Annotated in this window: 20 protein-coding genes, 1 tRNA gene and 1 riboswitch; of the genes, 7 read left to right on the plus strand and 14 right to left on the minus strand. The window is 69.4% G+C overall.

All coding sequences use genetic code 11. The features are described from left to right. Positions 1–398: 398 nt before the first annotated feature. Positions 399–1,787, minus strand: a complete 1,389-nt coding sequence (locus tag SSP24_RS22145) for a cystathionine beta-synthase (RefSeq protein ID WP_141311425.1) — start codon at positions 1,785–1,787, stop codon at positions 399–401. A 149-nt stretch (positions 1,788–1,936) separates the two neighbouring features. Between SSP24_RS22145 and SSP24_RS22150 the strand changes: the two genes are divergently transcribed. From SSP24_RS22150 to SSP24_RS22160, 3 genes are all read left to right on the plus strand, one after another. Then, positions 1,937–2,956, plus strand: coding sequence for an SGNH/GDSL hydrolase family protein (locus SSP24_RS22150; RefSeq protein ID WP_141311426.1), 1,020 nt, complete (start codon positions 1,937–1,939; stop codon positions 2,954–2,956). Positions 2,957–3,094: 138 nt separating this feature from the next. Further along, positions 3,095–4,312 (plus strand): acetyl-CoA C-acetyltransferase, encoded by a 1,218-nt coding sequence (locus SSP24_RS22155; protein WP_141311427.1) that lies wholly within the window; start codon positions 3,095–3,097, stop codon positions 4,310–4,312. Between the two features lie 280 nt (positions 4,313–4,592). Then, positions 4,593–5,375, plus strand: a complete 783-nt coding sequence (locus SSP24_RS22160; RefSeq protein WP_174864690.1) for a hypothetical protein — start codon at positions 4,593–4,595, stop codon at positions 5,373–5,375. 122 nt (positions 5,376–5,497) lie between these two features. On the opposite strand, the gene SSP24_RS22165 is transcribed toward SSP24_RS22160, so the two are convergent. Beyond that, complete coding sequence (locus SSP24_RS22165; RefSeq protein WP_167529655.1) at positions 5,498–5,809, minus strand: hypothetical protein; 312 nt, start codon at positions 5,807–5,809, stop codon at positions 5,498–5,500. 94 nt (positions 5,810–5,903) lie between these two features. On the opposite strand from SSP24_RS22165, the gene SSP24_RS22170 reads away from it, so the two are divergent. Then, on the plus strand, positions 5,904–6,131 hold the full coding sequence (locus SSP24_RS22170) for a DUF4287 domain-containing protein (protein ID WP_141311429.1): 228 nt from the start codon (positions 5,904–5,906) through the stop codon (positions 6,129–6,131). A gap of 105 nt (positions 6,132–6,236) precedes the next feature. On the opposite strand, the gene SSP24_RS22175 is transcribed toward SSP24_RS22170, so the two are convergent. The 4 genes from SSP24_RS22175 to SSP24_RS22190 form a co-directional block, all read right to left on the minus strand. Further along, positions 6,237–7,121, minus strand: a complete 885-nt coding sequence (locus SSP24_RS22175) for a Bax inhibitor-1/YccA family protein (RefSeq protein WP_141311430.1) — start codon at positions 7,119–7,121, stop codon at positions 6,237–6,239. 238 nt (positions 7,122–7,359) lie between these two features. Then, on the minus strand, positions 7,360–8,535 hold the full coding sequence (locus SSP24_RS22180) for a 4-hydroxybenzoate 3-monooxygenase (RefSeq protein WP_141311431.1): 1,176 nt from the start codon (positions 8,533–8,535) through the stop codon (positions 7,360–7,362). 286 nt (positions 8,536–8,821) lie between these two features. Beyond that, entirely contained in the window at positions 8,822–9,334 is a 513-nt protein-coding gene (locus tag SSP24_RS22185) for a hypothetical protein (RefSeq protein WP_141311432.1), read from the minus strand. A gap of 358 nt (positions 9,335–9,692) precedes the next feature. Continuing rightward, positions 9,693–9,778, minus strand: a tRNA-Leu gene (locus SSP24_RS22190). Positions 9,779–10,194: 416 nt separating this feature from the next. On the opposite strand from SSP24_RS22190, the gene SSP24_RS22195 reads away from it, so the two are divergent. Both SSP24_RS22195 and SSP24_RS22200 read left to right on the plus strand, forming a co-directional pair. Further along, positions 10,195–10,965, plus strand: coding sequence for an ABC transporter ATP-binding protein (locus SSP24_RS22195; RefSeq protein ID WP_141311433.1), 771 nt, complete (start codon positions 10,195–10,197; stop codon positions 10,963–10,965). A gap of 56 nt (positions 10,966–11,021) precedes the next feature. Beyond that, on the plus strand, positions 11,022–13,556 hold the full coding sequence (locus SSP24_RS22200; protein ID WP_141311434.1) for an ABC transporter permease: 2,535 nt from the start codon (positions 11,022–11,024) through the stop codon (positions 13,554–13,556). 92 nt (positions 13,557–13,648) lie between these two features. Here the strand turns inward: SSP24_RS22200 and SSP24_RS22205 are convergent, their stop codons facing one another. Then, a complete protein-coding gene (locus tag SSP24_RS22205) occupies positions 13,649–14,956 on the minus strand; it encodes a class I SAM-dependent methyltransferase (RefSeq protein WP_141311435.1) in 1,308 nt (435 codons plus the stop codon). A 297-nt stretch (positions 14,957–15,253) separates the two neighbouring features. Here SSP24_RS22205 and SSP24_RS22210 point away from each other — a divergent pair, with 297 nt between their 5' ends. Beyond that, positions 15,254–15,856: a hypothetical protein gene (locus SSP24_RS22210; RefSeq protein WP_141311436.1), complete on the plus strand. Its 603-nt coding sequence runs from the start codon at positions 15,254–15,256 to the stop codon at positions 15,854–15,856. Positions 15,857–15,951: 95 nt separating this feature from the next. Here SSP24_RS22210 and SSP24_RS22215 read toward each other — a convergent pair whose 3' ends face one another. The 7 genes from SSP24_RS22215 to SSP24_RS22245 form a co-directional block, all read right to left on the minus strand. After that, positions 15,952–17,334: an NAD(P)/FAD-dependent oxidoreductase gene (locus SSP24_RS22215; RefSeq protein ID WP_141311437.1), complete on the minus strand. Its 1,383-nt coding sequence runs from the start codon at positions 17,332–17,334 to the stop codon at positions 15,952–15,954. Between the two features lie 432 nt (positions 17,335–17,766). Then, a complete protein-coding gene (locus tag SSP24_RS22220; RefSeq protein WP_141311438.1) occupies positions 17,767–18,732 on the minus strand; it encodes a Ppx/GppA phosphatase family protein in 966 nt (321 codons plus the stop codon). Further along, positions 18,729–19,298, minus strand: a complete 570-nt coding sequence (locus SSP24_RS22225; protein ID WP_141311439.1) for a DUF501 domain-containing protein — start codon at positions 19,296–19,298, stop codon at positions 18,729–18,731. Before SSP24_RS22225 ends, SSP24_RS22220 begins: the two co-directional genes overlap by 4 nt. A 19-nt stretch (positions 19,299–19,317) precedes the next feature. Next, positions 19,318–19,794, minus strand: coding sequence for an FtsB family cell division protein (locus SSP24_RS22230; RefSeq protein ID WP_141311440.1), 477 nt, complete (start codon positions 19,792–19,794; stop codon positions 19,318–19,320). A gap of 94 nt (positions 19,795–19,888) precedes the next feature. After that, on the minus strand, positions 19,889–21,169 hold the full coding sequence (gene eno / locus SSP24_RS22235) for a phosphopyruvate hydratase (RefSeq protein ID WP_141311441.1): 1,281 nt from the start codon (positions 21,167–21,169) through the stop codon (positions 19,889–19,891). Between the two features lie 280 nt (positions 21,170–21,449). Next, positions 21,450–22,148, minus strand: a complete 699-nt coding sequence (locus SSP24_RS22240; protein WP_141311442.1) for a LysM peptidoglycan-binding domain-containing protein — start codon at positions 22,146–22,148, stop codon at positions 21,450–21,452. Positions 22,149–22,152: 4 nt separating this feature from the next. After that, a riboswitch (cyclic di-AMP (ydaO/yuaA leader) is annotated at positions 22,153–22,332 on the minus strand. A 209-nt stretch (positions 22,333–22,541) separates the two neighbouring features. After that, a complete protein-coding gene (locus SSP24_RS22245; RefSeq protein ID WP_141311443.1) occupies positions 22,542–23,672 on the minus strand; it encodes a LysM peptidoglycan-binding domain-containing protein in 1,131 nt (376 codons plus the stop codon). Positions 23,673–23,846: the final 174 nt, after the last annotated feature.

Genomic DNA, 23,846 nt, shown 5'->3' on the forward strand with positions numbered 1-23,846 from the left:
CTCCCCCGGCTGCGCAGAAGGGATACCGCCGCCGCAAAGGAGGGGTGTGCGCGGGGACCGCCGCACCCCCGTTGCCGGGGGGCGGGACGACGGCGGTCCCCGCGAGGGACGCGGGCCGGGTCAGGCCGGGCTTGCGCGTCCGTGGCGTCCATGGAGGTCCGGGAGCCGCTCCGGAGGTCCTTGGCGCCGTACGGGCCGGCCCGGGCGGGGAGCCGCTCCCGCCCTGCCGACACCCACTAATGTGCCGGACCCGTGTTAAGCGGGTGCTGCGCGGACGTGACGCGCTCGTACCACTTCCGAGAAGACCAACAAACGCGCACGTCACCGCAAGTTCCCCGCCGGCATGGGCCGTTCACCGCCGGTTCGCTGCCCGCGTGGGCAGTTCACCGCCGGTTCGTCTACTTCGCGTTCTTGGCCAGGAAGGCCAGCAGGTCCTGCCGGCTGACCACACCGGTCGGCTTGCCCTCCACGAGAACGATCGCCGCGTCCGCCGTACCGAGCACGGACATCAGGTCGCCGACCGGCTCGCCGGAGCCGACCTGCGGCAGCGGCGCCGACATGTGCTTCTCCAACGGGTCGTCGAGCGAGGCGCTCTTGGTGAACAGCGCGTCCAGCAGCTCCCGTTCGACGACCGAGCCCACGACCTCGGCGGCCATCACGTCCGGGTGCCCGGCGCCCGGTTTGACGATCGGCATCTGCGAGACGCCGTACTCGCGCAGCACCTCGATGGCCTGGCCGACCGTCTCGTCCGGGTGCATGTGGACCAGGGACGGCATGGCGCCGCCCTCCTTGTCGTTGAGCACATCACTGACGCGCGCGCTCGGACCGGCGTCCTCCAGGAAGCCGTAGTCGGCCATCCACTCGTCGTTGAAGATCTTGCTCAGGTATCCGCGCCCGCTGTCCGGCAGCAGTACGACCACGACGTCGTCCTCGCCGAGCCGCTCGGCGACCCGCAGCGCGGCGACCACGGCCATGCCGCAGGAGCCGCCCACCAGCAGGCCCTCCTCCTTGGCGAGGCGCCGGGTCATCTGGAAGGAGTCCTTGTCGGACACGGCGACGATCTCGTCGGCGACGGTACGGTCGTACGCCGTCGGCCAGAAGTCCTCACCGACGCCCTCGACGAGGTACGGCCGCCCGGACCCGCCCGAGTACACGGAACCCTCGGGGTCGGCGCCGATGACCTTGACCCGGCCGTCGCTGACCTCCTTCAGGTACCGCCCGGTCCCGGAGATGGTGCCGCCGGTGCCGACGCCGGCGACGAAGTGGGTGATCTGCCCCTCCGTCTGCTCCCACAGCTCGGGGCCGGTCGAGTGGTAGTGGGAGAGCGGGTTGTTGGGGTTGGAGTACTGGTCCGGCTTCCAGGCGCCCGGCGTCTCGCGGACCAGCCGGTCGGAGACGTTGTAGTACGAGTCCGGGTGCTCCGGCGCGACGGCGGTCGGGCACACGACCACCTCGGCCCCGTAGGCCCGCAGCACATTGATCTTGTCCGTGGACACCTTGTCCGGGCACACGAAGATGCACTTGTACCCCTTCTGCTGCGCCACGATCGCCAGCCCCACCCCGGTGTTGCCGCTGGTCGGCTCCACGATCGTGCCGCCGGGCTTGAGCGCGCCGCTCTCCTCCGCCGCCTCGATCATCCGCAGCGCGATGCGGTCCTTCACGGAACCGCCGGGGTTGAAGTACTCGACCTTGGCCAGGACGGTCGCCCGGATGCCCTTGGTCACGTTGTTGAGCCTCACCAGCGGGGTGTTGCCGACGAGACTGATCATCGAGTCGTGGAACTGCACCGTTGTCTCCGGATGCTGCAGAAGAGGTGGTCGTTGGTAGTAGCGCCAGCCTATGGCCTGTCACCGGCGTTCACTCGCCGTTGAGATTGGCGGGGGCTCGGTTCGGGGCAAGGAGTGGATGTACGGGTGCGAGGAGGTGTCGGCGACGCATGACCAGGATGTCGAGGGCGAGGGTGGCCCGGCGCATCGCAGCCGGTGCGGCGTACGGCGGTGGTGGCATCGGCCTGGCCGGTGCGGCGGTCGTCGGCCTGGTGCTGGCCGAGGTGCAGCTGGCCCGCCGCCAGGTGGGCAACGGCGCGACACCGTACGTGCCGAACGCGAGCGGGCGGTACGGACGGACGTACGACACCCCGGGCGTCCCGCCGCTCCTGTTCACCATGCTCGGCGACTCCACCGCCGCCGGCCAGGGCGTCCACCGGGCCGGCCAGACCCCGGGCGCGCTGCTCGCCTCGGGCCTCGCGGCGGTCGCGGAACGCCCCGTCGACCTGCGCAACGTCGCCCTCCCCGGCGCCATGTCCGACGACCTGGACCGCCAGGTGTCACTGGTCCTCGGCGACCCGGACCGCACCCCCGACATCTGCGTGATCATGATCGGCGCGAACGACGTCACCAACCGCATCCCACCGACCCGCTCGGTACGCCACCTGTCGGCGGCGGTACGACGACTGCGCACCGCAGGCGCCGAGGTGGTCGTCGGCACCTGTCCCGACCTGGGCACGATCGAGCCGGTGCAGCAGCCGTTGCGCTGGCTGGCCAGACGCGCCTCCCGCCAGCTGGCGGCCGCCCAGACGATCGGAGTCGTCGAGCAGGGCGGCCGCACGGTGTCGCTGGGCGACATGCTGGGCCCCGAGTTCGCCGCGAACCCGCGCGAGCTGTTCGGCCCGGACAACTACCACCCCTCCGCCGAGGGCTACGCCACCGCCGCGATGGCCGTCCTGCCCACGGTCTGCGCCGCCCTGGGCCTGTGGCCGGCGGAGGAGGAACGCCCCGACGTCACCCGCCGCGAGGGCTTCCTGCCGGTCGCCCGGGCCGCGGCCGAGGCGGCCTCGGAGGCCGGTACGGAGGTCACGGCCGCCATGCCGACGGGGCCGCGCGGGCCGTGGGCCCTGCTGAAGCGCAGGCGCAGGCGGCGGGTGACGGAGGCGGAGCCGTCGCCGCAGCCGTCGTAGCGCAAGCGGCACGGCAGAAAAAGCAAGCGCTTAGAAAATTGCGGCCTGAGTCACACCACGACACCCGTGACCTCGCCCATACGTACGGGTAACTTCCCAACAAGCCCTGCCTCATCCCCGTACGCCAATGGAGCCGTGATGCCCGAAGCCGTGATCGTCTCTGCCGCCCGCTCCCCCATCGGCCGCGCCTTCAAGGGCTCCCTCAAGGACCTGCGCCCCGACGACCTCACCGCCACGATCATCCAGGCCGCCCTCGCCAAGGTCCCCGAGCTGGACCCGAAGGACATCGACGACCTGATGCTCGGCTGCGGTCTGCCCGGCGGCGAGCAGGGCCACAACCTCGGCCGGATCGTCGCCGTACAGATGGGCATGGACCACCTGCCGGGCTGCACGATCACCCGCTACTGCTCCTCGTCCCTGCAGACCTCCCGGATGGCCCTGCACGCCATCAAGGCCGGTGAGGGCGACGTCTTCATCTCCGCGGGCGTGGAGATGGTCTCCCGCTCGCAGTACGGCACCTCCGACCAGCCCGACACCCACAACCCGCTCTTCGCCGACGCCGAGGCCCGTACGGCCGCCGTCGCCGCGTCCGAGGGCGCCTCCTGGCACGACCCGCGCGAGGACGGCCTGCTGCCCGACCCGTACATCGCCATGGGCCAGACCGCCGAGAACCTCGCCCGGCAATGGGGCGTGACCCGCCAGGAGATGGACGAGTTCGGCGTCCGCTCGCAAAACCTCGCCGAGGAGGCCATCAAGAAGGGCTTCTGGGAGCGCGAGATCACCCCGGTGACCCTCCCCGACGGCACGGTCATCAGCAAGGACGACGGCCCCCGCGCCGGCGTCACCATGGAGGGCGTCGCGGGCCTGAAGCCGGTCTTCCGCCCCGACGGCCTGGTCACCGCCGGCAACTGCTGCCCCCTCAACGACGGCGCCGCGGCCCTGATCATCATGTCGGACACCAAGGCCCGCGAGCTGGGCCTCACCCCGCTGGCCCGGATCGTCTCCACCGGCGTCTCCGGCCTGTCCCCCGAGATCATGGGCTACGGCCCCGTCGAGGCCTCGAAGCAGGCCCTGGCCCGCGCCGGCCTGGCCATCGACGACATCGACCTGGTCGAGATCAACGAGGCGTTCGCCGCCCAGGTGATCCCCTCCTACCGCGACCTGAACATCCCGCTGGAGAAGCTGAACGTCAACGGCGGCGCCATCGCCGTCGGCCACCCCTTCGGCATGACCGGCGCCCGGATCACCGGCACGCTCATCAACTCCCTGCAGTGGCACGACAAGCAGTTCGGCCTGGAGACGATGTGCGTCGGCGGCGGCCAGGGCATGGCGATGGTCATCGAGCGCCTCAGCTGAACCTCTGGGTGTCCGGACCGGCACCCACCGTCACCCATCGGCCCAGAAACCCGTAACCACCGGGGTTCTGGGCCGGTTTGTGACCCAATCTCCCCCAGGATGTGACCTATCTCCCTCGGAACAGGGATCACCGCAGGTCAGCGCAACCCCACCTGAAACATCAGACGCAATTTCCTGTCCGTTTCGTGACGTTACGCACTGACAGCTGGTTAGTTCACCCATCAAGCTGATGTAGGAAGTCGGGGGTCGACTTTGAACCGGGAGTACGTCAGTGAGCGCCATGCCGATCGCCTTGCTGGTCACCACGGCCGCCACGGGCGCCGTGGGCGTAGCCGTCCTGCGCACCCTCCTGCAGCTGCGCCGCCAGGTCGCGGCCCTGCACAGTGAGCTGGCCGAGGGCCGCGCCACCGCCCGCGCCCTGCTGCCCGCCGCGCGCACCGCGGCCGACGCGGAGGAAATACGCGCGGCCGTGGCGGAGGCGCTGGCCGAGGAGCGGGAGCGTGAGCTGGCCGAGGCGCGGGCCTTCTGGGCCGCCCAGGAGGCGCGTGACGTCTCCGACGCCCCCTCGCTGCTGGGGGGCCTGGCCGACAACGACCTCTTTCTCCCCCGGCAGGCCGATTTCGCGGGGCTGGAGCCGCTGGAGCCGGTGACCGAGCCCGGCGCCGAGCCGGAGGAGTTCGCCGGAGACTCGCCCGAACTGGCCGCGGCCCGCCGCCGCCACCCCTCCCACCCCGACTTCACGCCGACCTCGTCACCGGTCGCCAACGACCACGAACGCACGGTGTCCATCCTGGAGGAGCTGGCCGCGTCCGGCGTCGAGCTCACCGACGTCCGCCCCGGCCCCCTGGGCACTCTCGACGTCTATGTCTTCGCCGACGGTACGACCCTCTGCATGACCCCGGGCCACCGCGAAACCGCCGAACGCCTCGCCGCGGCCCTCCGCTCCGGCGAGACCCCGGTCCTCCTGGGCGGCTCGGGCATCTCGGGCGCGTACACGCTGACGTTCACGTGCGGCGAGGAGACGGTGTACATCCTGGCGGACAGGGTCATAGCGTCGCTCTGAGCCGACGTCGGCCTATAAGCGCCGGGCAGGGGCACGTCCCCAGGGGCGCGGGGCTGTATCGATGTGCGGCTCCGCCGCGTGGGCGCGAGCAACCCCCACAACCCGCACCCGCAACGAAACCGTCACACCCCCGCCCGCTTCTGCGCCTCCCCCACCACCCGCACGGCCTCCTCCACCTCAGCCTCACTCGTCAACACAACGGCCAGATCCCGCCCCGCAACACTGATCTGATCCGCCGCCGCGAACATCCCCGCATCCGGCATCTCCCGAGGCTCACTCCCCGGCTCCTCCACCGCCTGCGCCCACCGAGCCAGCTCCCTGGCCAGCGCCAATGCCTCAGCGGCAGCGCCCCGCTGCAACCGGCTCTGCGGCGCCGCCCTCAACCGATCCGCAAATTGATCAACCGCACTGATCAGACGCGTCGTATCAACCACGCCGGCAGGCTACCCGCACTGTTGCCAACAGACGAACGCTCAGGCACCGTGACCTGAAGGACCGGCTTACACCCGATTGCACCCGGAGGCGCCGATGTCCCAAGTCTTCTCCGAGGAGACCCATCGCAATCTGCTCGCCCGAATCCCCCACTGCACCGGTCGTGAAGTCTCCGACTGGCTGCGCACCGTCGAAGAAGGCCCCGCTCTCCGCTTCGAGGAGAAGGTCAGCTGGCTGCGTCACGAGTACGACCTCGCGTACGGCCACGCCAAGGCGATCATCCACGAGTACGACCTGAGGAGGGCCGCGCGCAAACTGCTCTGAGCGCCCACCACCGCAAAGGGGCCCCGGGCGAACCCGGGGCCCCTTGAGGCATCCTCACGCGTCGGCGTTCAGCCGCGCAGCGCCTTAATCGTCACCGCTAGCGCCTTAGTCGTCACCGCTGAAGATGGCGACCAGCCGCAGCATCTCGATGTAGATCCACACCAGCGTCATGGTCAGACCGAACGCGGCCAGCCAGGACTCCGAGCGCGGCGCACCGTAGGCGATGCCGTCCTCGATCTGCTTGAAGTCGAGGGTCAGGAAGAACGCGCCGAGCACGATCGCGATGATGCCGACGATCGCACCGAGCGGGCCCATGCTGCGCAGTCCGCCGTCCTCGGCGACGCCGAAGGCGACCAGCAGCAGGTTGACGGCCATGACCAGGAGGAAGGCGATGGCGATCGCCATACCGATCCGGGCGTAGCGCGCGGTGACGCGGATCCAGCCGGCCTTGTAGATCAGCAGCGTGGCGCCCGAGACCGCCATGGTGCCGAGCACCGCCTGGAATGGCGCGCCGGACCAGCGGCTGTTGAACATCTCGCTGAACACGCCGAGGAAGACACCCTCGAACGCGGCGTAGGACAGGATCAGCGCGGGCGAGGCCTTGCGCTTGAACGACTGGACCATCGCCAGGACGAAGGCGATGAGCGCGGCGCCGATCGCCAGGCCGAAGCTGCTGGACGACACCGGCAGCACGGCCCAGGCGAGGACGGCACCGACGACGACCGTGCCGAGCGTCATCGCCGAGCGCATGACGACGTCGTCCATCGTCATCCGGCCAGTGCCGGCCGGGGCCTGCGGCGGGGCGCCGTACTGCAGGTCCTGCTGTGCGTACGGGTTCTGGGCGTAGGGGTTGCCGGCGCCGGGCTGGGCGTAGGGGTTGCCCTGGGTGCCTACAGCGGCGCCCCCGGCCTGCGGCGCGGTGTTGAAGCCCGCGTAGCCGTTGTCGCGGCTGAACCCCCGTCGCGAGAAGACCGGGTTGCTGCTCCTCATTTCACTCCTCCATGGCCACCCTGCGTGGCTCTGGCCCAAGAGTAATGGACAGGCAAAGGAATCACCCTAGTGCTTGGGGAGGATCTTTCCCCCCTGCTGCTCCGCAACACGCTAGCCGGGTGCGTGATTCCCGCCAGCGGAGGGCGTCATTCCTGACGAACTCGGTACATGGCCGGAACCGGCCGGTGATCAAGCCGCACGGCCGGGGCGGCGGTCGGTGCAGCGATCAGTGCGGCGCTCAGTGCAGTGGGAAGCCGGTGTACGCCTCGGCGAGGTCGGTCTCCACGGCGCGCGAGGTCGCGATCCGTTCCAGCCGGGCGAGCTGGAGCCGGTCCTCGAAGGGAGTGGCGTCCGGGGCCCGGTGCAGCAGTGTCGTCATGTCGTACGAGAACCGCTCGGCCTGCCAGACGCGGCGCAGGCAGGTCTCCGAATAGATGTCGAGCAGTTCGGCCGATCCGGTCTGCTTGTGGTGTGTCAGTGCCCGCGCGAAGGTGACGACGTCGCCGACGGCCAGGTTGAGGCCCTTGGCGCCGGTCGGCGGCACGATGTGCGCGGCGTCGCCGGCGAGGAAGAGCCGCCCGTGCCGCATCGGCTCGTGCACGAAGGACCGCATGGGTGTGACCGACTTCTGGGTGATCGGCCCACGCCGCAGCCGCCATCCGTCGGCGGTCTCGAACCGCCGCTCCAGCTCCGCCCAGATCCTGTCGTCGGCCCACTCCTCGGCGTCCGTGCCGTCCGGCACCTGGAGGTAGAGACGGGACACGGACGTCGACCGCATGGACAGCAGGGCGAAGCCGCGGTCGTGGCGGGCGTAGACCAGCTCGTCGTGGGAGGGCGGTACGTCGGCGAGGATGCCGAGCCACCCGAACGGGTACGTCCGTTCGTACACCCGGGACAGCGCGGCGGGCACCGCCTTGCGGGCGACGCCCCAGAAACCGTCGCATCCGACGACGTAATCGCACTCCAGTACGTCCTCGCTCCCCGCGTGCCGGAAACGCACGCGCGGCCGCTCGCTCTGCGCGTCCTCGACGGCGAGCGCCTCCGCCTCGAACAACAGCGGGCCGCCGTCCTTCAGTTGCAGGGCGATGAGGTCCTTGCACACCTCCGTCTGGGCGTACACCATCACGGAGCGGCCGCCGGTCAGGGCGGGGAAGTCGACGCGGTGGCGGCGTCGGTCGAAGCGCAGTTCGATGCCGTCGTGCCGCAGTCCGTCCCGGTCCATCCGCTCCCCGGCCCCGGCCGCGCGCAACACGTCCACCGTCCCCTGCTCCAGGATCCCCGCCCGCTGCCGCCGTTCGACGTAGGCCCGGTCGTGGCTCTCCAGTACGACCGAGTCGATCCCGGCGTTGTGCAACAGCCGAGCGAGCAGCAGCCCGGCCGGACCGGCTCCGATGATGCCGACGGTGGTACGCATCGGGCGTTCCCTTCGCCTGTTCACGAGGTGGGTTCGCATAGTGAAATTAACTTCACCTGCTTCCGGGATGCGAGTCTCCGCTCCCATCCACCGAGTGTCAACGGGTCTGCGGGGGTGAAGTCCGCGATGGCCGATGCAGACAAACGGCGGAGACCGTGGCCGCTGCCGCCAGTGGGAGTCCGCCTCTCCTCCGGCCTGGGAGCACGGGCGGGTGGTCGAGTTGCCGTGGACCCGACCAACCCGCGGCCTGAGCATCCCCGTACTCAGGGAGCCCCGGTCGGTGCGCTCATGTCTCTGGACCGGCGTCGTCTGCGACTTCAGCGGAGATGTCGGTGATGGCGCCGTTGCCCGCGACACTGACCACGATCTCGACGGGCCGGACCGGGTTGGGAGGGAGGACCGGGCCGGGCGGCCAGAACTTGAGGAAGACCGGGGTGATCTCCAGCGGTGTGATCGGGTCCGGCGGATAGGCGCGGGTCGCGACATCGGCACCGGCGAAGCGGTAGGTGTCGCCGGTCTCCTCCCCGACGCCGGTGGTGCGGCGCAGGTTGCTGACGATGCGTGCGGTGCCACCGCCGCCGGGGTTGGTCTGGGTGATGACCGTGACGCGGATGCTGCCGGTAATGTTGATCGGCTCCGCGTCCGGCTCGTCGAAGGTGCCGCTCAGCGGCAGCACGACGGTGCGGGTCTGGATGGTCTGTGCGGGCTGGGCTGCGGCGGTGACGGTGGGAGTGACCAGACCCAGCAGAGCCAGAGCGAGACTGATCTTGGTGGCGGCGCGTATGCGGTTACCGCGCATGGGATCTCCAATCGGTAAGCGGGACATGCCGACCCCCCATCCGGCACGGGAAGTCCAGCCTTTCCGGGTGACGGACGGCTGTCGCGTCAGGCTGTCCGGACGGGTGACGAAGACTCGGGCGCTCCAGCAGCCATGTCGACTCCGCCGCTTGGAGGAGGACCACGGCGCCGACGGCGAGGGAGGCGACGGCATGATGGGCGGTGAGGTTCTCCGCGGCACCGACACCCGAGGGGGCCCAGGTCGGTGTCGGCAGTCACTGTGTCCTCCGTCTCGCGCAGCGGACAGAGTGCCACAAACGGGACAGGTCGCCTCGCACATGACCGGAGCAGTTCGATGACTCGGACTGCGGTGCAGCGGTTGGTGCCCGGAACCGGACTCGAACCGGTACGCCCGCGAGGGGCAGCGAGGTTTAAGCTCGCCGTGTCTGCATTCCACCATCCGGGCAGGCCATGGGCTCCGCGTCGAGGTTCCGAGCCTATCGGGATACATCCCCCGAACAGCGGAAGGGCGGACCGATGTTGTCTTATTTTATTGACGTCTGAGGGTGCATCAGCACTCGGTACGAGCCATCCGCACTTGCCAATAGCCTTACCGGCGAGAGTCCGCCGCGCATGCGGAATGACGGAATTTCACCGTCCGAACACCGCCCGAATGAGGGGGCTCCACCTGTTCTCGACAGGTGCCCCCGTCCAGGGATCCCGTAGGGCCCGCTCGTCATCCGCAGGTATGACACGGGCGCGCGCAGTCCGACCGCAGTCTGCCCCCAGAACCGGAACAGCGACTGACTACACGGCGCCGTACGGCCGAGACGATGGAGCACGTCCCAAGCAGCACCGTCGTCCCGACAGGAGAGCCTCCCCGTGACCACCACACCCGTCGCCGGCCGGACCACCACCGTGGCCGCGCGCGCCACGGATCTGTCGAAGATCTACGGACAGGGCGAGACCCAGGTGGTCGCCCTGGACCGGGTCTCCGTCGAGTTCCGGCAGGCCGAGTTCACCGCGATCATGGGTCCATCCGGTTCCGGCAAGTCCACCCTGATGCACTGCGTCGCAGGCCTCGACACCTTCTCCTCCGGCTCGGTGCGCATCGGCGACACCGAGCTTGGCTCCCTGAAGGACAAGCAGCTCACCAAGTTGCGCCGCGACAAGATCGGCTTCATCTTCCAGGCGTTCAACCTGCTGCCGACGCTGACCGCCCTGGAGAACATCACCCTTCCGATGGACATCGCCGGCCGCAAGCCGGACAAGCAGTGGCTGGACACCGTGATCCAGATGGTGGGTCTGAGGGACCGGCTCAGCCACCGCCCGTCCCAGCTCTCCGGCGGCCAGCAGCAGCGCGTCGCCGTCGCCCGTGCCCTGGCCTCCCGCCCCGACATCATCTTCGGCGACGAGCCGACCGGAAACCTCGACTCCCGCTCCGGTGCCGAGGTGCTGGGCTTCCTGCGCAACTCCGTGCGCGAGCTGGGCCAGACGGTGGTCATGGTCACCCACGACCCGGTGGCGGCGGCCTACGCCGACCGGGTGGTGTTCCTCGCCGACGGCCGGATCGTGGACGAGGTGTACGGGCCGACCGCGGACTCGGTCCTCGACCGCATGAAGCGCTTCGACGCCAAGGGCCGCACGAGCTGACGCTGGGCCGCACGAGCTGACGCTCCCTCACCCACAGATCCAGGACTGAGACTTCCATGTTCCGCACCGCCCTGCGCAACGTACTCGCGCACAAGGCCCGGCTCCTGATGACCGTGCTCGCCGTGATGCTCGGCGTGGCGTTCGTGTCGGGGACGCTGGTCTTCGCCGACACCCTCTCCAACGCCTTCCGCAACCAGTCGGCGAAGAGCTACGACAACGTCGCCGTCGCCATCACCTCGTACGCCAACCCGGACGACCCCAAGGAGGAGCCCGGCCTCTCCCGGAAGACCCTCGATGAGATCTCCGCGGTGGACGGCGTCGCCGCCGCGCACGGCCGCGTGGACGGCTTCGCCGGGGTCGCCGACCCCGACGGGAAGCTGATCGGCGTCGGCTGGTCCAACAAGGGCTCCAACTTCGCCCCCGGCAAGGACGGCAAGGACCCCGCCTACACGTTCACCGACGGCTCCGGCCCGGTGAAGGACGATCAGATCGCCCTGGACAAGGAGTCCGCGGCCAAGGGCGAGTACCAGGTCGGCGACCGGGTCCGGGTCGCGACCAACGGGCCGGTGAAGGAGTACACCCTCAGCGGCGTGTTCACCACCGAGGACGGCGCCGTGAACGCCGGCGGCAGCCTCGTCCTCTTCGACACCGCGGTCGCTCAGAAGCAGTACCTCAAGCCCGGCTACTTCGCGAGCGTCACCGTCACCGCCGCCCCCGGCGCGGACGACGCGAAGATCCTTGACGCGGTCGAGCCGCTGCTGCCCACATCCGCCGAGGCCCAGACCGGCCAGGCGCTCGCGGACGAGCAGGCCCGGCAGATCGAGCAGGGTCTTGGCTCGCTGAAGCAGGTCCTGCTCGGCTTCGCGGGTATCGCGCTCTTCGTCGGGATCTTCCTGATCTCCAACACCTTCACGATGCTGGTCGCCCAGCGCACCAAGGAGATCGCGCTGATGCGCGCCGTCGGTGCGTCGCGCAAGCAGATCACCCGGTCGGTGCTCGCCGAGGCCGCGGTGGTGGGCCTGGTCGCCTCGGTGATCGGGTTCGTCCTCGGCATCGGGCTGGCGGTCGGACTGCGGTCCGGCATGGCCGCGTTCGAGATGAAGATTCCGGACGGCCCGCTGGTCCTGTCCGCCACGCCGGTGATCGCCGCGATCGGCGTCGGTGTGCTGATCACGATGTTCGCCGCCTGGCTGCCCGGCCGCCGGGCGGCGAAGATCCCGCCGGTGGCGGCCATGAGCAGCGTCCACGCGGTGGCCACCACCAAGTCGCTGGTGGTGCGCAACTCCATCGGCGCGGCCATCACCGCCCTCGGCGCGGTCGGGATCGTGGCGGGTGCCTCGGGCGGCGGCGACAACGGACGAATCCTCATCGCGGCGGGCGCGTTCTTCGCGCTGGTCGGCGTGATCATCTTGATCCCGCTGCTGTCCCGGCCCGTGATCGCGCTCGTCCGTCCGCTGCTCGTCGGCCCCTTCGGGGTCTCCGGAAAGCTGGCCGGCCAGAACGCGGTCCGCAATCCCCGCCGTACCGGCGCCACCGCCTCGGCGCTGGCGATCGGACTGACGCTGGTGACCGGCCTGTCGGTGCTCGGTGCCACGGTCGGCACGGCCATCGACAAGATGACCACGGACAACATCAAGGCCGACTACATGGTCTCGATGGCGAACGGCGGGGACCTCGACCAGTCCGCACTGACGGCGCTTCAGAAGGCCGGGGGCGTCTCGGCGGTCTCGCCGCAGCAGAGCGTCTACTTCGAGCTCGGGAACGACGACTTCGTGTCCGGGTCGGCGGTCACACCGGGCGACATCGAACAGGTCCTGAATGTCGACGTCATCAGCGGCAACCTCGGCTCGCTCGCCGAGGGGCAGATCGCGGTCGCCGAGAAGACGGCCAAGAGCAAGGGCTGGAAGACCGGCGACAGCGTCCCCGTCACCTTCAACGACAAGAAGAAGGGCACGCTGACGGTCGGCGCGGTCTTCAAGGACAGCGAATTCCTGTCCCCCGTCCTCGTGGACACGAAGGTCGTGAACCCGCACGAGGTCAAGCCGTTCATCCCGCAGATCTTCGTGAAGATGGACGGCGGCCAGACCTCGGCGAACGAGAAGGTCCTCATCGACGCGCTGGGCGACAACCCCGCGATCACGATCATGGACCAGCAGGACATCCGCAACGAGTTCGGCGGCGCCATCAACACCCTGCTGAACATCATGTACGGCCTGCTGGCGATGGCCCTGATCATCGCGGTGCTGGGCGTCGTCAACACCCTCGCGATGTCGGTCTTCGAACGGCAGCAGGAGATCGGCATGCTGCGGGCGATCGGTCTCGACCGGCGCCGGGTGAAGCGGATGGTCCGGCTGGAGGCCGTGGTCATCTCGGTGTTCGGCGCGGTGATCGGCATCGGTCTCGGCTCGTTCCTCGGCTGGGCGATCGGCGAGACCATCGCGGACCAGATCCCGGGCTACGCGCTGGTCCTGCCCTGGGACCGGATCGGGATCTTCCTGGTGCTGGCCGGGCTGGTGGGCGTCCTGGCCGCGCTGTGGCCGGCCCGCAACGCGGCGCGGCTGAACATGCTGAACGCGATCAAGGCCGAGTGACCTCGCCTGGACACACCGAAGGGCCGGGCTTCCCCGCGACGGGGGAGCCCGGCCCTTCCGCTTACGTCCTCTTGCGACCTCTTGCGTCCGGCTCAACGGCGCTCGGGCTCACCCCACTCACGGGCCCGCAACGGCATCCCGGAGTCACCGGATTCGGGTGTCCTCACCGCCAGGACCTGATTGACGCCGATGCGGTTGTGCTCGAAGGACAGCGCCGAGGCGGCCATGTACAGCCGCCAGACGCGGGCGCGGCCGGGGCTGGTCAGCCTGACCGCGCGGGCCCAGTCGGCCTCCAGGTTGGCGACCCAGCGGCGCAGGGTGAGGGCGTAGTGCTCGCGGATCGACTCCACGTCGCGCACCTCGAACCCGGCGCGTTCCAGCTGGGTGACGGTCATGCCGATGGGCTGCAGCTCGCCGTCGGGAAAGACGTAGGAGTCGATGAACTCGTCGACGTTGTAGGCCGACTCATCCCTCTGCGGCCGCCGCGCGATCTGGTGATTGAGCAGCCGCCCGCCCGGCGCGAGCAGGGCGTACAGATCCTGCGCGTACCGCAGATACCGCTCGGCGCCGACGTGTTCGGCCATACCGATGGAGGAGATGGCGTCGTAGGGCCCGTCGCGGACGTCTCGGTAGTCCTGCACCCGGATCTCGACCCGGTCGGTCAGGCCCTCGTCGGCGACGCGCTTGCGGGCGTACGCCGCCTGCTCGTGGGACAGCGTGATGCCGACGACGCTCACGCCGTGCTCGCGGGCGGCGTGGATGGCCATGGAACCCCAGCCGCAGCCGACGTCGAGGAGCCGCTGACCGGGGGTCAGGGCGAGCTTGTTGCAGACGAGTTCGAGCTTGTCGCGCTGGGCGGTCTCCAGAGTGCTGTCCGGGGTGGGCCAGTAGGCACAGGAGTACACCATGGACGGCCCGAGGACGATCTCGTAGAAGTCGTTGCCCACGTCGTAGTGGTGGCTGATGGCGCGTTTGTCGCTGCGCTTGGTGTGCAGGTGACGGCGGGGCCTGCGCACCTCCTCGCGAGGCGGGGCGGGCGGCAGCGCGGGTCCGGCGAGGCGTACCAGGCCCCGGACGGCGGCGCGTACCTCGGGGTCGCGCAGGGCCTCGCGAAGGCCGCGGGCGTCCTCATCGCGCTCCCAGATCAGGCCGGCCAGCAGATCGAGGGCGGTGTACAGATCGCCCTCGACATCGAGCTCCCCGGCGACCCAGGCGCGGGCCAGGCCCAGTTCACCGGGCTTCCACAGCAGTCGGCGCAGCGCGCGCCGGTTGTGTACGACGAGGACAGGCGCGTCCGGCGGACCCGCCTGCGAACCGTCCCAGGCGCGGATACGCACCGGGAGCGGAGTTCCCAGCACCTGCTCGAGTAGCCCCTTCAGCCGCGACGCGGCGTCAGCCATGGCGCACACCTCCGTGACAGCGATCCCGGAATGTCGGTCACCACGTAAACACCAGAATGCCCGCGACGCCGTCCCGCCACGGCATCACGTTCGGGCAAATTGTCAGAGCACCCGTGCGCTGTCCAGGACGGTCGTGGCATCGCGGTCCGTGTCAGGTCGAGGGCATGGTGCGGGACGCGCCGACATGGGTCAAGTCCCGAGTTTCCCTGTCACGGAAGGCCGTGGCATGACGGGCTTCGGGCGGCGGGCCGTAATGGACATATCCGCTTTCCCTACTTCATTCGGATGTGAACGGCCATGACTCGTCTTTCCCGCTTCCAGCGCCTCGCCCTGCTCACCGCTTCGACCACGGTGATCACCGGAGGGGCCCTCCTGCCGAGCACCGCGTTCGCGGCCCCGGCACCGGACATCACGAGCGTCGCCGTGGCTGAGGCGCGATGGGTGGAGACGAAGGACGCTCCGAGCGGCATCACCGCCCAGCTTCCCGAGAAGACCAAGGCCCAGAAGGTGCCTGGTGGTCGTACGTATGTAGCAACGGCCGACTCAGAGGTCGTCCAGTTCTCGGTCGTCGACGCGCCCGGTTTCGGTCAGACAGATCTCAAGGTCGCCCTCAAGGGCTACCTGATGGGCTACAACGAGACCGCGAAGTCCTCCGATGAGAAAGTCACCAGTGCCAACGTCCGCGAGGGCACCACGGCCGACGGCCATCACTCCCTCCATGCGGACGTCAGGTCCCCTGACGGCACCGTCGGCCACATCGGCTTGATCGACGTGGGCGATCACGTGATCCAGATCGCGACGATCGGCACCGACGTACAGCCGGACATCGTGAAATCGGACCACAAGAAGCTCGTCGACAGCATCCAGGTGCCCGCCGACAAGCGCGCCCAGGCCACCTGATCGCCGAAGGCCTCGGAGCGCACACACGCCGAAGGGGCCGCCCGCACCACGGATGGCAGGCGGCCCCTTCTGGGGTGCTCAGGAGTGACCGGCGGTCAGGAGGCCTTCGCCTTCTCCCCGGTCTTGCTCGCGGCGGCGACCGGGGCCGGCTTCGCCGCCTCGTAGAACTCCTCGCGCGGAGACTCCAGGGCGCCGAGCGCGACGACCTCGCGCTTGAGGAACATGCCGAGCGTCCAGTCGGCGAAGACGCGGATCTTGCGGTTCCAGGTCGGCATCGCCATGCCGTGGTAGCCACGGTGCATGTACCAGGCCAGGCGCCCGCGCAGCTTGATCTTCATCTTGCCCATGACGATCATCGCCACGCCCTTGTGCAGGCCGAGACCCGCCACCGCGCCCTTGTTGGCGTGGCTGTACTCCTTCTGCGGGAAGCCCCGCATCCCGGAGACCACGTTGTCGCCGAGCACCTTGGCCTGGCGCAGCGCGTGCTGGGCGTTCGGCGGGCACCAGGCGTTCTCCACGCCGGCCTTGCGGGCGGCGAGGTCGGGCACCTGGGCGTTGTCGCCCGCGGCCCAGATGTAGTCCGTGCCCTTGACCTGGAGCGTCGGCTCGCAGTCGATGTGACCGCGCGGGCCGAGCGGGAGGCCGTAGCGGGCCAGCGCCGGGTTCGGCTTGACGCCCGCCGTCCAGACGACGGTGTTGGCGTCGACCTCGAGGCCGTTCTTCAGCACCACGTGACCGTCGACGCAGGAGTCCATGGAGGTGGAGAGGTAGACCTCCACGCCCCGGCTCTCCAGGTGCTCCTTGCCGTACGTGCCCAGCTTGGGCCCGACCTCGGGAAGGATCTTGTCGGCGGCGTCGACGAGGATGAAGCGCATGTCCTCACGGGACACGTTGTTGTAGTACTTGGCCGCGTCCCGGGCCATGTCCTCGACCTCACCGATGGTCTCCGCACCGGCGAAGCCACCGCCGACGAAGACGAAGGTGAGCGCCTTGCGGCGGATCTCCTCGTCGTTCGTGGAGTCGGCCTTGTCGAGCTGTTCGAGGACGTGGTTGCGCAGGCCGATGGCCTCCTCGATGCCCTTCATACCGATGCCCTGCTCGGCGAGGCCGGGGATCGGGAAGGTGCGGGAGACCGCGCCGAGCGCGACGACGAGGTAGTCGAAGGGAAGCTCGTACGCCTCGCCGACCAGCGGGGCGATGGTGGCGACCTTGCGGTCCTGGTCGATGGTGGTGACCCGACCGGTGAGCACCTCCGCCTTCGGCAGCACGCGTCGCAGCGGGACGACGACGTGGCGCGGGGAGATGTTGCCGGCGGCGGTTTCGGGGAGGAAGGGCTGGTAGGTCATGTACGACCGGGGGTCGACGACCGTGACGGTCGCCTCGCCGTAGCGCATCTTCTTCAGGATGCGCCGAGCCGCGTACAGGCCTACGTACCCACCGCCTACTACGAGGATCCTGGGACGCTCCGTGGTGCTCATGCCATCGAGTATCCACCCGCCCCGGAGGGGTAGCTCGTGCGCCCCTTCACAAGCTTCCCCACGCCCTCTGCTACACTGCGCGGCCCGCGTGACCGAGATCATGGCGGCCGAGGGGAACCATCGTGTAGGGCCGACCGTCGTCAAGGCCGCGTGAGCTGCCTCTCTGGGGTTCTGAGCCCTCTGTGAGCGGGCCGAAACCCGCTCCGGCGAGGAGACCCCGGGGCACCCTTACACCAGCCATCTGAACATGTTCAAGTGCGTGTTCACCCCTCGGAAGGGTCAACCGGCACCCCTCCGTGATCCGACGGGGCCGAAATCCTTGTGAAGAACTTCACGAACTTTCTTCGGCGGGCGTCTCCGAGGGGCCGCCGAGAGGGCCGGAAGGGCCCCCTCGGACGCGCTCATACGCCGGCCGACCTGCTCAGCCGATGGCTACTGACCAGTAGAAACGGCGTCCTCCGCCGCTTTGAAGGCGATGCCGTCGAGGATGTCGTGCTCGCTCACCACGACCTCCCCGGCGCCGATCCGTTCCATGATCGAGAGCAGCACCAGCGCTCCCGCCGCGATGACGTCAACTCGCCCCGGATGCATGGAGGGTACGGCCGCACGCTCGGCGTGCGTGGAGTGCAGCAGCCAGTCGGTGATCTCGCGGACCCGGCCCAGGGTGACCCGGGAGTGATGGATGCGGGTCGAGTCGTACTCGGGTAGGTCCTGGGCGATCGCCGACACCGTGGTGACCGAACCGGCGAGCCCCACCAGCGTCTTCGCCTCCCGCAGCGGCACCGTCCGCTCGGCGAGGTCGAGGGCCGCCTCGATGTCGGCCCGCATCGCCGCGATCTGCTCCTCTGAGGGCGGGTCGGAGACCACGCCGTCGCGGACCAGGTGACGCTCGGTCATCCGCACGCAGCCGACGTCAACGGAGCGCGCCGCGCGGACGTGCTCCTCACCGACGACGAACTCGGTCGACCCGCCGCCGATGTCCACCACCAGGTAGGGCTTGGGCAGGTGATCGTGCTCCGCCAGTTCCTTCGTCGCGCCCGTGAAGGAGAACTCGGCCTCCTGGTCCCCGGTGATGACCTCGGGCTCGACCCCCAGGATGTCCATGACCCCGCGCACGAACTCGTCCCGGTTCTCGGCGTCCCGGGAGGCGGACGTGGCGACGAAGCGGAGCCGCTCGGCGCCGTGCTCCTTGATGATCGCCGCATAGTCGCGGCAGGCGGCGAAGGTGCGCTCCAGCGCCTCGGGGGCGAGCCGGCCCGTGCGGTCGACGCCCTGGCCGAGGCGCACGATGGTCATGCGGCGGTCCAGATCGACGAGTTCCCCGGTGGCCGGGTCGACATCGGCGACGAGGAGCCGGATGGAGTTCGTACCGCAGTCGATGGCGGCCACATGGGTCACTGGTCGTCCTCCTCGTTCGCCCCGGAGTTCGCCACGGAGTCCCCCGCGGAGTTCACCCCGGACACACACGGCCCCTTGCGCCACCACTCCGGCAGCATGGCCAGGGCCTCGTCGCCGAGCGGGTTCACGCCCGGCCCGGCCGCCAGGGAGTGGGCGACCAGCACGTGCAGGCACTTCACCCGGTCCGGCATGCCGCCCGCGCTCGGAAAGCCCTTCAGCTCCTCGATCTCGTCCCGGCGCCGGATGTAGTCCTCGTGCGCGGCGCGGTACGCCGCGGCGAGCTCCGGGTCGCTCTCCAGCCGGGCCGTCATCTCCTTCATCACGCCCTCGGCCTCCAGTGTGCCGATGGCGGACGAGGCCCGCGGGCACGTCAGGTAGTACAGCGTCGGGAAGGGCGTACCGTCGGGCAGCCGCGGGGCCGTCTCCACGACGTCCGGCTGCCCGCACGGGCACCGGTGCGCGATCGCGCGCAGTCCGCGCGGCGGCCGCCCGAGCTGCTGCTTGAAGGCCTCGACGTCCGCGTCGGTGGGCTCGGTGCGCGGGGTGGGCGGCGGGGGCGTTTGCATGACGTTCTTTCTCTTGTGGTCACTGGTCGGAGGCGTCCGACTTGTCGACGCCGTCCCAGACGTTCGTGTACCAGGGGCGGTCGGCCACACCCAGGTCGGTGCGCGACTGCTTGACCGCGTCCGGGTCGATCACGATGTAGCCGGTCTCGTCGGGCATGACGTAGTGCAGCCGCTCGCGGATCTGCTGCTCCGCGTACGCGTCGTCCTGCCAGCGTGCCTTGAGGTCGCGCAGTTCCTCGACCCGCTGCTGGGCCTGTTCCTTCTCCCGCCGCAGGTCGGCGATCTCGGCGCGCTGGGCGACGTACTGCCTTATCGGGTAGGCGAGGGCGACGACCAGGGAGCAGACGACGAGGGCGAGCAGGGCGGCGCGGCCGGTGAGCCGGGAGCGGCGGGCCTGGCGGCGGGTCTGCGAGCGGTAGACGCGGGCCGCCGTCTGCTCGCCGAGCAGCCGGATCCTGGTCGCGGTGGAGAAACGGTCCCGGTCCTTCACGGCCATCTGGCTTCCGCCTCCCGTCCACGCGCGTACGTCCCCGCACACGGTACGGGACCGGGTGCGGGGACGTACGTACGACGCTTCCTACTGTCTGTTGTCAGCCCTTGAAGCGGGGGAAGGCCGAGCGGCCCGCGTACACCGCGGCGTCGTCGAGGATCTCCTCGATGCGCAGCAGCTGGTTGTACTTGGCGACGCGCTCGGAGCGGGCCGGGGCGCCGGTCTTGATCTGGCCGCAGTTGGTGGCGACGGCCAGGTCGGCGATGGTGACGTCCTCGGTCTCGCCGGAGCGGTGGGACATCATGCACTTGAAGCCGTTGCGCTGGGCCAGCTCGACGGCGTCCAGGGTCTCGGTCAGCGAGCCGATCTGGTTGACCTTGACGAGCAGCGCGTTGGCCGCGCCCTCCTCGATGCCGCGGGCCAGGCGCTCCGGGTTGGTGACGAACAGGTCGTCGCCGACGAGCTGGACCTTGTCACCGAGCTTGGCGGTGATGGTCTTCCAGCCCTCCCAGTCGTCCTCGAACAGCGGGTCCTCGATGGAGACCAGCGGGTACGCCTCGACCAGCTCGGCGTAGTACTCGGTCATCTCGGTGGCCGAGCGCTCCTTGCCCTCGAAGACGTACACGCCGTCCTTGTAGAACTCGGACGCGGCCACGTCGAGCGCGAGGGCGATCTGCTCGCCGGGGGTGTAGCCGGCCTCCTTGATGGCCTCGAGGATGAGGTCGAGGGCGGCGCGGTTGGAGTCCAGGTTCGGGGCGAAGCCGCCCTCGTCGCCGAGGCCGGTGGCCAGGCCCTTGCTCTTCAGGACCTTCTTCAGCGTGTGGTAGACCTCGGCGCCCCAGCGCAGGGCCTCGGAGAAGGACTCCGCGCCGATCGGGGCGATCATGAACTCCTGGATGTCCACGTTGGAGTCGGCGTGCGAGCCGCCGTTCAGGATGTTCATCATCGGCACCGGCAGCAGGTGCGCGTTGGGGCCGCCCAGGTAGCGGAAGAGGGGGAGGTCGCTGGCCTCGGAGGCGGCGTGCGCGACGGCGAGCGAGACGCCGAGGATGGCGTTGGCGCCGAGGGAGCCCTTGTTGTCGGTGGCGTCCAGGTCGAACATCGCCTGGTCGATCAGGCGCTGCTCGGTGGCGTCGTAGCCGACCAGCTCAGGGCCGATCTGCTCGATGACGGCCAGGACGGCCTTCTCGACGCCCTTGCCGAGGTAACGGTTGGGGTCGCCGTCGCGGAGCTCGATGGCCTCGAAGGCGCCCGTGGAGGCGCCGGACGGGACGGCGGCACGACCCGTGCTGCCGTCGTCGAGGCCGACCTCGACCTCGACCGTGGGGTTGCCTCGGGAGTCCAGGATTTCCCGGGCTACGACGACGTCGATGGACGGCACGAGCATCTCCTTCGTGGATGTGACGCGGTTTAGCAGGACCGCAGCGGCTCTGCGAGACGAGCCTAACCGGCTCCGTGCGATCGGCCAGCCGGTCGCCCACCCCGTGGACGGAACCGAGAGTAAATTGTTTCCGAACGGAACAAAGACGCCGGTGGGCAACGGTGACACAAAAAGCCCCGCCCCGGTGCGTACGGGGGAACACGCACCGGGGCGGGGAGCCCGTGGGGAACGGGGGGAACCCTCACGGGAGTCCGTCCCTCGGACCGTAGCTGGACCCGTATTACTTCAGGTGCAGCTGCTGGCCCGGGTAGATGAGGTCGGCGTCCTCGACGATGTCCTTGTTCAGCTCGAACAGCTTCTCCCAGCCGCCCTTGACATCGTGCTCGGCGGCGATGGTGCTGAGGGTGTCGCCCTCGACAACCTTGTACTCGCCGTCACCCTTCTTGACCTTGCCGCCGGTCGGGGTGGTGACCGTCTCCTTCGCGGCCGGACGCTCCTGCGAACGGGAGGCCGACTGCTGCTCGGTCGCACGCGTGCTGGTCTCGGTGCTCTGCTCGGTGCTCTGCGACGAGCCGCTGTCGGTGGAGCCGCCGCCGGTGTAGGTGGCGTTCGACAGGCCCTTGCCGCAGTGCGGCCAGGCGCCCTTGCCCTGACCCGCGAGCACCTTCTCGGCGATCTGTATCTGCTGCGCCTTGCTGGCCTGGTCGGCCGTGGCGGCGTACTGCGTACCGCCGTACGCAGCCCAGGTCGAGGCGGAGAACTGCAGACCGCCGTAGTAGCCGTTGCCGGTGTTGATGGACCAGTTGCCGCCGGACTCGCACTGGGCGACCGCGTCCCACTCGGAGGCGGTGGCGGCGGAGGCGTTGCCGGCCGCCATCAGCGGGGCGGCGACGGCGGCGGCACCGGTGACACCGACGGCGGCGATGGCGCGAGCGGTCTTGGACGGACGACGGTGCTTGCCCTTGCCGGAAAACAGCATGGTTGGATCCCCTCACCGACGCCTGCGAGGTGAGCTGTCGGGTTCGGGCCGGTTGAGTTGCCCGGCCACACCTCCGTGGGAGGCGTGGCTTCACCCCAAGCCGGTTCCGGCGCTGAGTCGCCTCAACTGCCGGGCCCGGCACTTACCTTGGGTCCCCCGCTCCTGCCTACGGCGCTTGACGCGACGACTGTTCCCGGGCGGCCGCTGGCAGGATTCGGCGTTGCGGCAACCGGGGCTCGTGTTGGCGAGCGGTCATGACCGTAGACACGCGATCGGCGGAATTTCAAAGACGATCAGGGCTTCTGAGACTCATCCCACACTTTCGCCAAACCGGACATTCGGCTCGAAGTGTGACGTGAACTCCCGCTGTTCGTGGGCTGTTTCCGGCGCCTGCTAGCTACCCGACTCGACCCCGACATCCAGCGTCTGACCGGGGAGGATGAGGTTCGGGTCGGTGCCGAGGGAGTCCTTGTTCTCGGCGTAGAGGGTGGACCATCCGCCTTGCACACCAAGGGAGTCGGCGATCCCCGCGAGGCTGTCGCCCTCCCGGACGGTGTACGAACCGTCGGCAGCGGCGCGGGTGGTGGCACCACTGCGCGAGGCGTGCCGCCCGGAGGATTCGACGGTACGACCGTCCGCCGCTTCCTCGTTCGCGCTGTCCCCGCGGTGCTTGCCGAGGCCGAGGAGGGCGCCCGTGTCGGTGAGGTTCGAGGTGCTCGGCGTACTCGATGACACGTCAGGAGACGGGGAGTTCAGTACGGATTCGCCCGATTCGGGGGATTGACTGGACTCGGACCCCGAGGAGGGGGTGGAGGTGCCGGAAGGGGTGGAGGGCGTCGAGGAGGTGGAGCCGGAGGACGGGGTGGATTCGGAGGATTCAGTGGATTCGGTGGGATTGGCCGAATTCGTAGGCGTGTCGGATCCGCTGGGCTCATTGGAGCTGTCGACCCCATTGGAACTGTTGGAACCATTCGACCCGTTGGCCGCACTTGAGCCGTCGGAGCTGGCGGTACCGCCGGAGTAGGAGCCGCTGGACGAGTTGGACAATCCAAGCGAGTTGGACAGACTGCCCGAATCACCGGATCTCGTATCCAACGGCGTACTAGACGCGTCACCGGCCACACCCGTGTCGACCCGCGCCGACGCGGAGTCCGTGTCGAGCCCCACGAGCGGACCGCAGGTCGCCCACGCGCCGACACCCTGGTCCGCGAGGACCTTCTCGGCGACGGCGATCTGCTGCGAACGGCTGGCCCGGTCCGCGCTCGCGGCGTAGGTGAGACCGCCGTACTTCTCCCAGTCGTCCTGGGAGAGTTGCAGCCCGCCGTAGTACCCGTTGCCCGTGTCGGCACTCCAGGAGCCACCGGTCTCGCACTCCGCGACGCGGTCCCAGGTCGTCCCGCTGGCCGCGCTCGCGCCGGTGGCGCCGAGGAGGGGAATGGCGATGGCTGAGCCGGTCACACCGGCGGCGACGACGAGAGCGGGTGCCTGGCGGGGGCGACGGTGACGACCGTTCCCGGAGAGCATGCGGGGGCCTTTCGCGAGACAGCAAGGACCTGCGTGGCGCTGATGGTGGGGTGCCACGCTGATGGGTGAACGTATCGGCAGTCGATCACTTGTCACAAGTTAATGCCGCGCAGATCACGTGAAGATCACAGAGCTGAACGCATGTCACGTTTGCGCTGGTATCGCGGGCTTGGG

This window comes from Streptomyces spinoverrucosus (assembly GCF_006539505.1).
GTDB lineage: Bacteria > Actinomycetota > Actinomycetes > Streptomycetales > Streptomycetaceae > Streptomyces > Streptomyces spinoverrucosus.

Coding starts and splice junctions, on each gene's coding strand:
- SSP24_RS22150 (WP_141311426.1), top strand. CDS start 1,937: ATGACCAGGATGTCGAGGGCGAGGGTGGCCCGGCGCATCGCAGCCGGT.
- SSP24_RS22155 (WP_141311427.1), top strand. CDS start 3,095: ATGCCCGAAGCCGTGATCGTCTCTGCCGCCCGCTCCCCCATCGGCCGC.
- SSP24_RS22160 (WP_174864690.1), top strand. CDS start 4,593: ATGCCGATCGCCTTGCTGGTCACCACGGCCGCCACGGGCGCCGTGGGC.
- SSP24_RS22170 (WP_141311429.1), top strand. CDS start 5,904: ATGTCCCAAGTCTTCTCCGAGGAGACCCATCGCAATCTGCTCGCCCGA.
- SSP24_RS22175 (WP_141311430.1), bottom strand. CDS start 7,121: ATGAGGAGCAGCAACCCGGTCTTCTCGCGACGGGGGTTCAGCCGCGAC.
- SSP24_RS22180 (WP_141311431.1), bottom strand. CDS start 8,535: ATGCGTACCACCGTCGGCATCATCGGAGCCGGTCCGGCCGGGCTGCTG.
- SSP24_RS22185 (WP_141311432.1), bottom strand. CDS start 9,334: ATGCGCGGTAACCGCATACGCGCCGCCACCAAGATCAGTCTCGCTCTG.
- SSP24_RS22200 (WP_141311434.1), top strand. CDS start 11,022: ATGTTCCGCACCGCCCTGCGCAACGTACTCGCGCACAAGGCCCGGCTC.
- SSP24_RS22205 (WP_141311435.1), bottom strand. CDS start 14,956: ATGGCTGACGCCGCGTCGCGGCTGAAGGGGCTACTCGAGCAGGTGCTG.
- SSP24_RS22210 (WP_141311436.1), top strand. CDS start 15,254: ATGACTCGTCTTTCCCGCTTCCAGCGCCTCGCCCTGCTCACCGCTTCG.
- SSP24_RS22215 (WP_141311437.1), bottom strand. CDS start 17,334: ATGAGCACCACGGAGCGTCCCAGGATCCTCGTAGTAGGCGGTGGGTAC.
- SSP24_RS22225 (WP_141311439.1), bottom strand. CDS start 19,298: ATGCAAACGCCCCCGCCGCCCACCCCGCGCACCGAGCCCACCGACGCG.
- SSP24_RS22230 (WP_141311440.1), bottom strand. CDS start 19,794: ATGGCCGTGAAGGACCGGGACCGTTTCTCCACCGCGACCAGGATCCGG.
- SSP24_RS22240 (WP_141311442.1), bottom strand. CDS start 22,148: ATGCTGTTTTCCGGCAAGGGCAAGCACCGTCGTCCGTCCAAGACCGCT.
- SSP24_RS22245 (WP_141311443.1), bottom strand. CDS start 23,672: ATGCTCTCCGGGAACGGTCGTCACCGTCGCCCCCGCCAGGCACCCGCT.